The sequence below is a fragment of the Pantoea sp. CTOTU46764 genome (assembly GCF_031974595.1).
Taxonomy (GTDB): domain Bacteria; phylum Pseudomonadota; class Gammaproteobacteria; order Enterobacterales; family Enterobacteriaceae; genus Pantoea; species Pantoea trifolii.
Genome location: NZ_DALYOQ010000098.1, coordinates 1 through 12634, shown reverse-complemented (window position 1 = coordinate 12634; position 12634 = coordinate 1). Strand labels below are relative to the sequence as shown.

The window sequence follows — 12634 nt, the reverse complement described above, 5'->3', positions numbered from 1 at the left end:
AATACCTGCCTGTCACGCAGGGGGTCGCGGGTTCGAGCCCCGTCCGTTCCGCCACCCTAATTAGGGGCGTAGTTCAATTGGTAGAGCACCGGTCTCCAAAACCGGGTGTTGGGGGTTCGAGTCCCTCCGCCCCTGCCAGAAAATAATCCTTTGCTTCGGCAAAGGATTTTTTTTGTCCAAAATTTGGCAGTGAAATGAGTTTGAGTTTCACTGTGATCCACTCAAACTCCCTCATTAATTATCTTATTGTGTCAAAACCGGATATTTAAGCAGCTGACGAATGTGACTTTGCTGATCGCTATTCTGCAGCCACACCGCATATAACGGTCGCACGGCGACGGGTGTATCTGGAATAACCATCAAATCACTATAAATGCCGTGCCAAAAATCAGGTAAAAATGCACATGCACCGGTGGTATGCAGTAATTCGCGCGTTAAATGTGCCGATGTCGTAGTTAATACAGGGACATCATCACTGGACAGATAACTTTCATGCTGATGAAAATCTGCGCCCCATTCCAGCTTGATATAGTCATATTTTTCACGCTTCTCAGTTTTGCGCGCCCGGAATAATGCGAGAGAAATATGACCTATTTGCTGGCTGGTTAACTCATCCATTTTTGGTGCTTCGGTCGTGATCAATAGGTCCAACTGACGTTCATGCAACTGCTTGACCAGCAAATGTCGTTGGGCGATGCGTGCCTCAATATGGAGGCTTTCGCGATTCTCATAAAGTGTTTGCAACCAAGGAGTTAAATACGCTTCCCAAAGGGATGCGCTACCTCCTATTGAAAGCTCATGATGCTGCTGTGTATGTGAAACTTCCTTTTTGGCCATCAGCCAGGTACTCATCAAGCTTTCGGCATAGGGTAATAAACGCTCGCCCGCTGAAGTCAGCCGGATGTTATTACGGTGACGAGTAAAAAGATTTACGCCCAGCTGGTTTTCCAGCTGACGAATGCGAAAACTAACGGCAGATTGCGTGAGGTAAAGCGCTTCAGCAGCACGCCCGAAATGGCGTGTTCTGCTCACTTCGAGGAAAGTTTTCAGTAATTCCGTATCCACTGCATTCTCCCAAAAATTGTTTGTCGTACTGATTTAAATGTTTTGTTTTACACTCTGTCAAGCCTATCTAATACTCCGCGCCATAAATAGCACGGCCATATGAGAGTCAGGAGCGTGTAAAATGGCGGATAGCTTCGCAACAACAAATCGTTTCTTTGATAACAAACATTACCCACGTGGTTTTTCGCGTCATGGTGATTTCACCATTAAAGAAGCTCAGCTTCTGGAGCGCCACGGTTACGCCTTTAATGAACTGGATCTCGCTAAGCGTGAACCCATTACAGAAGAAGAGCGTTCATTTTTAGAAGTATGTCGTGGTCTTCGTGAGCCGCAAACGGAAGCTGAACGTGTATGGTCAAAATATACCGCACGTATCAAGCGACCTAAGCGTTTCCACACGCTATCTGGCGGCAAGCCGCAGATGGACACGGTGGAAGATTTTAGCGATAGCGATGATTAAGAATAGCGGGGCTTATATAAGCCCCGTTTTTTATTCCAGAGTTTTGTGCAGATAGATCATTAAGCGGTCGATGCTGCGATATCCCACTGCTTCCTGCAAATGACTCCGCGTAATCTGCTCTTCACCTGCTAAATCAGCGATTGTCCTCGCCACCTTTAAAATCCGCTGCCAGGCACGTACTGAAAGCCCCAACGAATTTAACACCTCTTCCAGCCATTCCGCATCCAGCTGCGTCAATGGACACCAACGTAAAATCTCCGGGTTTGAGAGATGAGCATTCACTTTTCCGCTGCGCGCTGTTTGAATCTGTCGCGCGGCAAGGACGCGAGTTAAAACTTCAGCGCTGCTTTCACTGACTTGTTGTTTCTTACTCAGCGATCCGCTCGGAAGAAGTGGAACTTCTAACGATAAATCAAAACGATCGAGAAAAGGTCCTGATAGGCGATTGAGATAGCGCAACACCTGCTGAGGTGATGAGCGATTATGATTGCCCTGATAATGCCCGGTCGGGCTAGGATTCATTGCGCCAATCAATTGAAAGCGGGCGGGATAAGTCACTTTAGCGCGTGTGCGCGATATTGAGATTTCCCCGGATTCAATCGGCTCGCGCAACGCATCCAGCGTTCTGCGCTCAAACTCGGGCAGTTCATCGAGAAATAACACACCGTTGTGTGCCAATGATATTTCCCCTGGCCGCGGCAAGGAACCGCCACCAACCAGCGCATAGAGTGATGCACTATGGTGAGGCGCTCTGAACGGCCGTTTGCGCCACTGATGATGGAGATTGCCACTGCTTACCAGACTGGCGATAGCAGCGCACTCCAGCGCTTCCTGGTCGTCTAATGGCGGCATGATACCGGGCAGACGCGTTGCCAACATCGTCTTGCCGGTGCCCGGCGGTCCAATCAGTAACAGGTTATGCCCGCCAGCTGCAGTTATCTCCAGTGCACGTCGTCCTTGATCCTGACCGATGATATCGCTGAGGTCTTGCTTTTCCTGTTCAAGCGTTTCTGGGTGATAATGCGCGACGGTGAGGGTAGTTTTGTTATGCAGAAACGCACAGATTTCTACCAGATGTTTGCCAACCAGCGTCTCGCCTTGTTGAATCAACCCGACATCCTGTTGATTCTGTTCAGCTAACACCATTTGTCTGCCCGCTTGCAGCGCCGCCATCGCCGCCGGAATAGCGGCCTGAACGCCACAGAGCGCGCCGTTAAGCGCTAACTCCCCCAGGAATTCATATTGCCCTAGTTTTGCGTCTGGCAGCTGCTCAGAGGCTGCCAGAATGGCGATAGCGATGGGAAGATCATAGCGTCCGCCTTCTTTTGGCAGATCGGCAGGTGCCAGATTGATGGTGACGCGTTTCGCCGGGAAGGTGAATCCGCTATTGATAATCGCGCTACGCACCCGTTCCCGCGCTTCTTTTACCGTGGTTTCAGGCAGCCCAACTAGCGTCAGGGCCGGCAAGCCATTGCTGATGTGTACTTCCACCGTCACCAGCGGAGCCTGAACTCCCAGCGCAGCTCGTGTTAATACTTTCGATAAAGACATAACAGCTCCTTGTTGTCTTTATCTTGAGAGCAGCCAGGTGGATGAACAATGGCTAACTGCTCAACATCAGAACCAGATTCCTGACATTCCCTAATTATTGCAGTGGTTTCACTGAAAATCAGAGCCTGTTCGTAAACCGCAAATGAAAATAACGACGTGGGCGTTATGAATATTTATCACAAATGTAAATAACCTATTACTTACAATGTGATAACGCACAACCGCCAGCGCCGTCATAAAAATTCCCAATGAAAATTATTGTCAATGACGTGCTAACTATGATAACTCTGTAGGTATTACTTCGAACAATCGAAAAAACAAACAACACATGAAAGCCCTTCTACAAGTGATTAGCCTAGTCGTGATTAGCGTGGTGGTGATTATTATCCCACCGTGCGGGGCATCGCTTGGAGAAAGAAAGGCTTAAAAATCAAGTCTGGAATTCCAAAAACCCCCGCACCGAAAGGTCCGGGGGTTTTTTTTTAACCAGGTTAAATATCAGCAAATTAGCGAGGAACAGATTATGAGCAGTAGCATAAAATTCTGTTGTTCCCCTAGGAATACAGGAGAATAACCATGACAGGTGCACAGTGGGTAGTTCAGGCTTTACGCGCGCAGGGTGTCGATACAGTGTTTGGCTATCCTGGCGGCGCAATCATGCCAGTGTACGATGCGCTCTACGATGGCGGCGTGGAACACCTACTGTGCCGTCATGAGCAGGGTGCGGTGATGGCGGCCATCGGTTATGCCCGCGCAACCGGCAAGACTGGCGTCTGTATCGCCACTTCGGGTCCGGGCGCCACCAACCTGATCACCGGTTTGGCAGATGCGATGATGGATTCGATCCCGGTTGTAGCAATCACTGGCCAGGTCTCATCGGCCTTTATCGGCACCGACGCCTTCCAGGAAATTGACGTTCTCGGTTTATCTTTAGCCTGCACCAAACACAGTTTCCTCGTTGATTCGCTTGATGATTTACCTTCAGTGATGGCAGAAGCTTTTGCCATTGCGCAATCGGGTCGTCCCGGCCCGGTTCTGGTTGATATCCCAAAAGACATTCAAATCGCCAACGGCGAACTGACGCCACATCTGCTGCCGGTTGAGGAACAAGTCAGCCACTCAGCGCAGCACATTGCGGAGGCGCGCGCATTGATGGCGCAGTCACATAAGCCGATGCTGTATATCGGTGGCGGCGTTGGTATGGCGCAGGCGGTCCCTGCCTTACGTGCCATGGCGCTGGAGACCGGTATCCCGATGGTTTCCACCCTAAAAGGTCTCGGCAGCGCGGATGCCAGCAGCGATCTCTATCTGGGCATGCTGGGCATGCATGGCACCAAAGCCGCTAACCTCGCAGTACAATCCTGTGATTTGCTGATTGCCGTCGGCGCACGCTTTGACGACCGCGTCACTGGCAAGCTGGATACCTTCGCCCCGCATGCCAGCGTCATCCATATCGATATCGATCCTGCCGAGCTGAACAAACTGCGCCGCGCGCACGTTTCACTGCAGGGCGATATGAATCAGGTGCTGCCCGCACTGAGCATGCCAATGCACATTGATGGCTGGCGCCAAGAAGTCAGCGCGATGAAAACAGAGTTTGACTGGCGTTACGATCACCTAGGCGAAGCAATCTACGCGCCGTTGTTGCTGAAGCAGTTGTCCGATCGTAAAGCGGATAGCGCCGTGGTCACCACCGACGTCGGCCAGCACCAGATGTGGGCCGCCCAGCACATGAGTTTCACCGCACCAGAAAACTTCATCACCTCCAGCGGCCTCGGCACCATGGGCTTTGGTCTGCCAGCGGCGATTGGTGCGCAGGTTGCGCGTCCTGAAGATACGGTTATCTGCGTATCTGGTGATGGCTCTATCATGATGAACATTCAGGAGCTGGGCACCATCAAGCGCGGCAAATTGCCGGTGAAGATTCTGCTACTGGATAACCAGCGTCTCGGCATGGTGCGCCAGTGGCAGCAACTGTTCTTTGATGGTCGCTACAGCGAAACCATTCTGACCGATAACCCCGATTTCCTCACGCTGGCCAGCGCCTTTGATATCCCAGGCCAGCGCATTAGCCGTAAAGATCAGGTCGACGCCGCCCTCGATGCTCTGCTGAACAGTGAAGGTCCTTACTTCCTGCATGTTTCGATAGATGAGCATGAAAACGTCTGGCCATTGGTACCGCCGGGTGCCAGCAACGCAAACATGATGGAGAAAACCGCATGAATCAGCATCAATTGTCTATCGAAGCCCGCTTTCGTCCTGAAATATTGGAGCGCATTTTGCGTGTCGTGCGTCACCGTGGTTTCCAGGTGTGTGCAATGAATATGGCCTCCGCGGTCAATGCGGAGAACATTAATATCGAAATGACCGTTGCCAGCCAACGCTCAGTCGATTTACTGTCTTCGCAGTTAAGCAAACTTATGGATGTCGCTTGCGTCGAGATCCAACAACAGACAACACAACAAATCCGCGCATAGTCGCCAAAGGAAAAAGCAATGAGTACGAAGAAAGCAGACTTTATTTGGTTCAATGGTGAGATGGTTAAGTGGGAAGACGCCAAGGTCAGCGTTATGTCTCACGCATTGCACTACGGTACTTCTGTGTTTGAAGGCGTGCGTTGCTACGACTCACACAAAGGTCCAGTGGTGTTCCGCCACCGTGAGCACATGAAGCGTCTGCATGAATCCGCTAAAATTTACCGTTTCCCGATTAAAGCCAGCGTTGATGAGTTGATGGAAGCGTGCCGCGAAGTGATCCGCGTGAACAAACTGAAAAGCGCTTATATCCGTCCGCTGGCCTTCGTGGGTGACGTGGGTCTGGGTGTGAATCCGCCAGATGGCTACACCACCGATGTAATCATCGCTGCCTTCCCTTGGGGTGCTTACCTGGGCGCTGAAGCGCTGGAAAACGGTATCGACGCCATGGTTTCTTCGTGGAACCGCGTTGCACCAAACACCTTGCCGACCGCCGCAAAAGCGGGTGGAAACTATCTCTCCTCACTGTTGGTAGGCAGCGAAGCGCGCCGCCACGGCTATCAGGAAGGTATCGCCCTCGACACCAACGGCTATATTTCAGAAGGTGCTGGCGAAAACTTATTCGAAGTGAAAGATGGCATTCTGTTCACGCCACCGTTCACCTCTTCAGCGCTGCCGGGCATCACCCGTGACGCCATCATCAAGCTGGCGCAAGACATGGGTATCGAAGTGCGTGAGCAGGTTCTGTCGCGCGAATCCCTGTATCTGGCCGACGAAGTCTTCATGTCAGGTACAGCAGCGGAGATTACGCCGGTGCGTAGCGTCGACGGCATTCAGGTCGGCGAAGGTAAACGTGGTCCGGTCACCGGTCGTATCCAGAAGGCATTCTTTGGCCTGTTCACTGGCGAGACGGAAGACAAGTGGGGCTGGTTGGATCCGGTTAACGCATAACGAGATTTTTTGCGGGCGTCAGATGGCGCCCGCAACCTGATTATTACTGGAGTAAATAGAGCATGCCTAAGTACCGTTCCGCCACCACCACCCATGGACGTAACATGGCCGGTGCCCGTGCCTTGTGGCGCGCGACAGGAATGACCGACGACGATTTCGGTAAGCCGATTATCGCCGTGGTCAACTCATTCACCCAATTCGTACCGGGCCACGTGCACCTGCGCGATCTTGGCAAACTGGTTGCTGAGGAAATCGAAGCAGCTGGCGGCGTGGCTAAAGAGTTCAACACCATTGCGGTGGATGACGGTATCGCCATGGGTCATGGCGGCATGCTGTATTCACTGCCTTCACGCGAGCTGATTGCCGATTCAGTGGAGTACATGGTCAACGCGCACTGCGCCGATGCCATGGTCTGTATCTCCAACTGCGACAAAATCACCCCAGGCATGCTGATGGCGTCACTGCGCCTCAACATTCCGGTGATCTTTGTGTCGGGCGGCCCGATGGAAGCCGGTAAAACCAAACTGTCTGATCAGATCATCAAACTGGATCTGGTTGATGCCATGATTCAGGGCGCCAACCCGAACGTCAGCGACGCCGACAGCGATCAGATCGAACGTTCTGCTTGCCCAACCTGTGGTTCCTGTTCCGGTATGTTCACCGCCAACTCGATGAACTGTCTGACCGAAGCGCTGGGCTTATCTCAGCCAGGTAACGGTTCACTGCTGGCCACGCATGCCGATCGTAAAGAGCTGTTCATCAATGCCGGTAAGCGCATCGTTAGCCTGACCAAACGTTATTACGAGCAGGATGACGTCAACATGCTGCCGCGTAACATCGCCACCAAAGCGGCGTTCGAGAATGCGATGACGCTGGATATAGCCATGGGCGGTTCCACCAACACCGTTCTTCACCTGCTGGCAGCGGCGCTGGAAGGCGAAATCGACTTCAACATCTCCGATATCGATCGCTTGTCTCGCAAAGTACCGCAGCTGTGTAAAGTGGCGCCAAGTACGCCGAAATATCATATGGAAGATGTGCACCGTGCGGGTGGCGTTATCGCCATTCTCGGTGAATTGGATCGCGCCGGTTTGATCGACACCAGCGCGCGCAACATCTTGCAGCAGAGCATGCGTGAAACCCTGGATCAGTACGACATCATGCTGACCAAAGATCAGGCGGTGAAGGATATGTTCCGCGCCGGTCCTGCTGGTATTCGTACCACCAAGGCGTTCTCGCAGAATTGCCGTTGGGACACGCTGGATGACGATCGTACCGATGGTTGTATTCGTACTCGCGAACACGCTTACTCGCAGGATGGCGGCTTAGCCGTGCTTTACGGCAACATCGCGGAAGATGGCTGCATCGTTAAAACTGCGGGTGTAGACAAAGAGATCCTCACCTTCAAAGGCCCGGCCAAAGTCTACGAAAGCCAGGATGATGCGGTTGAAGCAATTCTTGGCGGCAAAGTGGTGGCTGGCGATGTCGTAGTAATCCGTTATGAAGGACCAAAAGGCGGGCCGGGCATGCAGGAAATGCTCTATCCGACCACCTATCTGAAATCCATGGGCCTCGGCAAAAGCTGCGCACTGATCACCGATGGTCGCTTCTCTGGCGGTACGTCGGGCTTGTCGATTGGTCACGCCTCTCCGGAAGCGGCGAGCGGCGGCACCATCGCGCTGGTGAAAGATGGCGACATGATTGAAATCGATATCCCGAACCGTGGCATCAAGCTGGCGGTACCGGATAACGAACTGCACGCCCGTCGTGAAGAAGAGCTAGCGCGTGGCGATGCGGCCTATACCCCGCACGGCCGTGTGCGTGAAGTCTCCTTTGCCCTGCGCGCCTATGCATCACTGGCGACCAGCGCTGACAAAGGCGCGGTGCGCGATAAGTCTAAGCTGGGAGGCTAACCCATGGCTGAGTCTCAACCGCTCTCCGCGACGCCAAACGGCGCGGAGTATTTGCGCGCAGTGCTGCGTTCACCGGTGTATGAAATTGCTCAGGTGACGCCGCTGCAAAAAATGGAAAAAATTTCATCGCGTCTTGGCAACACCATTTTGGTGAAGCGTGAAGATCGTCAGCCGGTGCACAGCTTCAAGCTGCGCGGGGCTTACGCGATGATTGCCGGGCTGAACGAAGAGCAAAAAGCGCGCGGCGTGGTGACGGCTTCGGCCGGCAACCATGCGCAGGGCGTGGCACTCTCGGCCAGCACGCTTGGCATTAAATCACTGATTGTGATGCCGCTGGCCACGGCAGACATCAAGGTTGATGCAGTACGCGCATTTGGCGGTGAGGCTTATCTGTTTGGTGCCAACTTCGACGAGGCGAAAGCCAAAGCGATTGAGCTGGCGGAGCAGCAGGGTTACACCTTCGTACCTCCGTTTGACCATCCGGCGGTGATCGCCGGGCAGGGCACGCTGGCGATGGAGTTGCTGCAGCAGGATGCGCATCTCGATCGCGTCTTCGTGCCGGTCGGCGGTGGCGGTCTGGCGGCGGGCGTGGCGGTGCTGATCAAGCAGCTGATGCCGCAGATCAAAGTGATCGCCGTGGAGTCGGAAGATTCGGCCTGTCTCAAGGCGGCGCTGGATGCCGGAGAGCCGGTAGATTTGCCGCGCGTGGGCTTGTTTGCTGAAGGCGTGGCGGTCAAACGCATCGGCAGCGAAACCTTCCGCCTGTGTCAGGAGTATCTTGATGACATCATCACGGTGGATAGCGATGCGATTTGCGCAGCAGTGAAAGATCTGTTCGAAGATGTGCGCGCCGTGGCGGAACCTTCAGGTGCGCTGGCGCTGGCGGGCATGAAGAAGTACATCCAGATGCACGACATCAAAGGCGAGCGCCTGGCGCACGTGTTGTCGGGCGCTAACGTCAACTTCCACGGCTTGCGCTATGTCTCCGAGCGTTGCGAACTGGGCGAACAGCGTGAAGCGCTGCTGGCGGTCACCATTCCAGAACAGCAGGGCAGTTTCCTCAAATTCTGTCAGACCATCGGCGGACGCTCAATCACTGAGTTCAACTATCGCTACGCGGATGCGGATAACGCCTGCATTTTCGTCGGCGTGCGCTTGACGCGCGGGCTGGAGGAGCGCAGTGAGATCATCAGCCAACTGAGCGAAGCCGGTTATAACGTGGTGGATCTGTCGGATGATGAAATGGCCAAGCTGCACGTGCGCTACATGGTGGGCGGACGTCCATCGAAGCCGCTGCGCGAACGCCTGTTCAGCTTTGAATTCCCGGAAGCACCGGGCGCGCTGCTGAAGTTCCTGCAGACGCTTGGCGCACACTGGAATATCTCGCTGTTTCATTATCGCAGCCACGGCACCGATTATGGCCGCGTACTGGCAGCCTTTGAAGCCAACGATCAGGAACCGGATTTCGAAACCCATCTCACCGCGTTGGGTTACGAATGGCATGACGAAGCGAGCAACCCGGCGTTCCGTTTCTTCCTCGCCGGGCAGTAACTATAGCTGGTGCCAGAACGCATTGATAAGCGGCTCTCCGAGCCGTTTTTTTTGTACGCAAACGCCGAGTTCCAGCGGCGCGACTGACTCCACATTCTCCAGCGTTAACACGCGATTGCGCACCGGTTCTGGGCTGTTCTCCAGCACCACATCCGGCAACAGCGCAATACCGCATCCCAGCGCTACCATCGACACAATCGCCTCATGACCAGAAACCGTGGCATAAATCTGTGGATTGGGAATGCGCTGGCGGCGGAACCATAAATCGATACCACGGCGTGCAGGTCCTTGTTCCGGCAGGATAAACGGAATCTGCGCCCAATCGGGTTGCTCCTGCGTTGCCTGATTGCGTACCGGACAAGGCAGCGCCGGGGCGATCAGCACCAGCGGAATCAGGCCCAGTGGCGTAAAATCTATGCTGGCCGGCAGCGATTCAGGGCGACCGGCAATGGCGAGATCGGCGTCACCGGATTGCACCATCTCAATCGCATCGGCGGCATCACCGGTAGTAAGTTTGATCTCTACCTGCGGATGTTCAGCGCGAAAGCGATCGAGAATCGGCGGCAAATGGCTGTAAGCGGCGGTCACCGAGCAGAACAGGCGCAGCTCGCCGCTCAGTGAAGGCCCGTTAAGATCCATCACATGCCGCAGTTGCTGATAGTGCAGCAACGTCTGCTGCGCAAACTGGCGCAAACGCTCACCGGCTTCGGTCAGCGTCACGGTGCGGTTATCACGCAGGAACAGCGCGTGACCGACATCCTCTTCCAGGCGCTGAATCTGGCGCGATAGGGTTGAAGGACTGACGTGCATGGCACGCGCGGTGCGGCCAAAGTGGCAGCTTTCAGCCAGATGAAGGAAGAGTTTCAGGTCTCTTAAATCCATGCGCGTATCGCCTCAAGGTTATGTTGCAAATTTTGCAATGTGACCTTGCTAATATATCAATTTAAGCAACGGATTTCCTGTCATATGATGGGGTCATTCGCGGCGTAAGAGACAACGTCGTTACTGAACAAAAACAAACACAACATCTAACCGGAGTACCCATGGCTAATTACTTCAACACTTTGAATCTGCGCAACCAGTTAGCGCAGCTGGGCAAATGTCGTTTCATGTCACGCGACGAATTCGCAGATGGCGCTAGCTTCCTGAAAGGCAAGAAAGTGGTCATCGTTGGTTGTGGTGCTCAGGGTCTGAACCAGGGCCTGAACATGCGTGATTCTGGTCTGGACGTGGCGTATGCCCTGCGTGCTGAAGCGATTGCTGAGAAGCGTGCCTCTTTCCGCAAAGCGACCGATAACGGCTTCAAAGTGGGGACTTACGAAGAGCTGATCCCACAGGCCGATCTGGTGGTTAACCTGACGCCAGACAAGCAGCACTCTGCTGTGGTTCAGGCTGTTCAGCCGCTGATGAAAGATGGCGCTGCGCTGGGTTACTCACACGGTTTCAATATCGTTGAAGTGGGCGAAACCATCCGTAAAGACATCACCGTCGTGATGGTGGCACCGAAGTGCCCGGGTACTGAAGTACGTGAAGAGTACAAGCGTGGTTTCGGTGTTCCTACGCTGATCGCCGTTCACCCGGAAAACGATCCCAAAGGTGAAGGCATGGCGATTGCTAAAGCCTGGGCAGCAGCGACCGGCGGCGACCGTGCGGGCGTGCTGGAATCTTCCTTCGTTGCGGAAGTGAAATCTGACCTGATGGGCGAGCAGACCATCCTGTGCGGTATGCTGCAGGCCGGTTCTCTGCTGTGCTTCGACAAGCTGGTGGCTGAAGGTCACGACGCGGCTTACACCGAAAAACTGATTCAGTTCGGCTGGGAAACCATCACCGAATCCCTGAAGTTCGGCGGCATTACGCTGATGATGGATCGCCTGTCTAACCCGGCGAAAATCCGTGCTTATGCGCTGTCTGAGCAGCTGAAAACCATCATGGCACCCCTGTTCCAGAAGCACATGGATGACATCATCTCTGGCGAATTCTCTTCAGGCATGATGGCTGACTGGGCTAACGACGACAAAAACCTGCTGACATGGCGTGAAGAGACCGGCGCAACCGCATTCGAAAATGCACCACAGTTTGATGGCAAAATCGAAGAGCAGGAATACTACGACAAAGGCGTCGTGATGGTTGCAATGGTGAAAGCAGGCGTTGAGCTGGCGTTCGAAACCATGGTTGACGCGGGCATCATCGAAGAGTCGGCTTACTACGAATCACTGCACGAGCTGCCGCTGATTGCTAACACCATCGCACGTAAGCGTCTGTATGAGATGAACGTGGTTATTTCCGATACCGCAGAATACGGTAACTACCTGTTCTCCTTCGCGGCAGTTCCACTGCTGAAAGAGTTCATGACCACGCTGCAGCCGGGCGATCTGGGCAAAGCGATCGAAGGTACGCAGGTTGATAACGCGCAGCTGCGTGACGTCAACGAAGCCGTTCGTCAGCATCCAATCGAATCTGTAGGCCGCAAACTGCGTGGCTACATGACCGATATGAAACGTATCGCTGTCGCTGGCTAAGCCACGCACGACACAGTTTTCAGCACAATAAAAAACCCCGGCTTGCCGGGGTTTTTTATTATTGGTGCTCGCTGTCCCGCTATGTATGTGCTCGGTGTCCCCCTCCTCGGTCCTCCCCCATAAATGGGGGAGGAAGATGCTGCCACATGC

General features: G+C 53.9%; 11 protein-coding genes and 1 tRNA gene. 9 read left to right on the top strand and 3 right to left on the bottom strand.

Going from position 1 to position 12634, the window contains the following annotated elements:
- Positions 1–62: 62 nt before the first annotated feature.
- Positions 63–138, top strand: a tRNA-Trp gene (locus RTM06_RS21540).
- 105 nt (positions 139–243) lie between these two features.
- Here RTM06_RS21540 and hdfR read toward each other — a convergent pair.
- Complete coding sequence (gene hdfR, locus RTM06_RS21535; RefSeq protein WP_312184663.1) at positions 244–1065, bottom strand: HTH-type transcriptional regulator HdfR; 822 nt, start codon at positions 1063–1065, stop codon at positions 244–246.
- A 121-nt stretch (positions 1066–1186) separates the two neighbouring features.
- Here hdfR and RTM06_RS21530 point away from each other — a divergent pair, with 121 nt between their 5' ends.
- Entirely contained in the window at positions 1187–1525 is a 339-nt protein-coding gene (locus tag RTM06_RS21530) for a DUF413 domain-containing protein (RefSeq protein ID WP_008106616.1), read from the top strand.
- A 30-nt stretch (positions 1526–1555) separates the two neighbouring features.
- Here RTM06_RS21530 and RTM06_RS21525 read toward each other — a convergent pair whose 3' ends face one another.
- A complete protein-coding gene (locus tag RTM06_RS21525; protein ID WP_312184662.1) occupies positions 1556–3076 on the bottom strand; it encodes a YifB family Mg chelatase-like AAA ATPase in 1521 nt (506 codons plus the stop codon).
- A 328-nt stretch (positions 3077–3404) separates the two neighbouring features.
- Here RTM06_RS21525 and ilvL point away from each other — a divergent pair, with 328 nt between their 5' ends.
- The 6 genes from ilvL to ilvA all read left to right on the top strand — a co-directional run bounded on the left by ilvL (position 3405) and on the right by ilvA (position 9965).
- A complete protein-coding gene (gene ilvL, locus RTM06_RS21520) occupies positions 3405–3503 on the top strand; it encodes an ilv operon leader peptide (RefSeq protein WP_071531048.1) in 99 nt (32 codons plus the stop codon).
- Between the two features lie 149 nt (positions 3504–3652).
- On the top strand, positions 3653–5299 hold the full coding sequence (ilvG, locus tag RTM06_RS21515) for an acetolactate synthase 2 catalytic subunit (protein WP_312184660.1): 1647 nt from the start codon (positions 3653–3655) through the stop codon (positions 5297–5299).
- Positions 5296–5553 (top strand): acetolactate synthase 2 small subunit, encoded by a 258-nt coding sequence (gene ilvM / locus RTM06_RS21510; protein ID WP_008106624.1) that lies wholly within the window; start codon positions 5296–5298, stop codon positions 5551–5553. The genes ilvG and ilvM overlap by 4 nt, the downstream gene beginning before the upstream one ends.
- Before the next feature lie 18 nt (positions 5554–5571).
- Positions 5572–6501 (top strand): branched-chain amino acid transaminase, encoded by a 930-nt coding sequence (locus RTM06_RS21505; RefSeq protein ID WP_007888821.1) that lies wholly within the window; start codon positions 5572–5574, stop codon positions 6499–6501.
- A gap of 62 nt (positions 6502–6563) precedes the next feature.
- The gene (gene ilvD / locus RTM06_RS21500; RefSeq protein ID WP_256697798.1) at positions 6564–8414 is read left to right on the top strand and encodes a dihydroxy-acid dehydratase; all 1851 of its coding nucleotides are present in this window, start codon (positions 6564–6566) and stop codon (positions 8412–8414) included.
- A gap of 3 nt (positions 8415–8417) precedes the next feature.
- Positions 8418–9965 (top strand): threonine ammonia-lyase, biosynthetic, encoded by a 1548-nt coding sequence (gene ilvA / locus RTM06_RS21495; RefSeq protein ID WP_265302735.1) that lies wholly within the window; start codon positions 8418–8420, stop codon positions 9963–9965.
- Here the strand turns inward: ilvA and ilvY are convergent, their stop codons facing one another.
- A complete protein-coding gene (ilvY, locus tag RTM06_RS21490) occupies positions 9966–10847 on the bottom strand; it encodes an HTH-type transcriptional activator IlvY (protein WP_265302733.1) in 882 nt (293 codons plus the stop codon).
- A 161-nt stretch (positions 10848–11008) separates the two neighbouring features.
- Here ilvY and ilvC point away from each other — a divergent pair, with 161 nt between their 5' ends.
- Positions 11009–12484, top strand: coding sequence for a ketol-acid reductoisomerase (gene ilvC / locus RTM06_RS21485; RefSeq protein ID WP_256697795.1), 1476 nt, complete (start codon positions 11009–11011; stop codon positions 12482–12484).
- The last annotated feature ends 150 nt before the right edge of the window (positions 12485–12634 follow it).

Bases quoted from the DNA above. Each gene is read 5' to 3' on its own strand.
- RTM06_RS21530 (WP_008106616.1), top strand. From the start codon at position 1,187: ATGGCGGATAGCTTCGCAACAACAAATCGTTTCTTTGATAACAAACAT.
- RTM06_RS21525 (WP_312184662.1), bottom strand. From the start codon at position 3,076: ATGTCTTTATCGAAAGTATTAACACGAGCTGCGCTGGGAGTTCAGGCT.
- ilvL (WP_071531048.1), top strand. From the start codon at position 3,405: ATGAAAGCCCTTCTACAAGTGATTAGCCTAGTCGTGATTAGCGTGGTG.
- ilvG (WP_312184660.1), top strand. From the start codon at position 3,653: ATGACAGGTGCACAGTGGGTAGTTCAGGCTTTACGCGCGCAGGGTGTC.
- ilvM (WP_008106624.1), top strand. From the start codon at position 5,296: ATGAATCAGCATCAATTGTCTATCGAAGCCCGCTTTCGTCCTGAAATA.
- RTM06_RS21505 (WP_007888821.1), top strand. From the start codon at position 5,572: ATGAGTACGAAGAAAGCAGACTTTATTTGGTTCAATGGTGAGATGGTT.
- ilvD (WP_256697798.1), top strand. From the start codon at position 6,564: ATGCCTAAGTACCGTTCCGCCACCACCACCCATGGACGTAACATGGCC.
- ilvA (WP_265302735.1), top strand. From the start codon at position 8,418: ATGGCTGAGTCTCAACCGCTCTCCGCGACGCCAAACGGCGCGGAGTAT.
- ilvY (WP_265302733.1), bottom strand. From the start codon at position 10,847: ATGGATTTAAGAGACCTGAAACTCTTCCTTCATCTGGCTGAAAGCTGC.
- ilvC (WP_256697795.1), top strand. From the start codon at position 11,009: ATGGCTAATTACTTCAACACTTTGAATCTGCGCAACCAGTTAGCGCAG.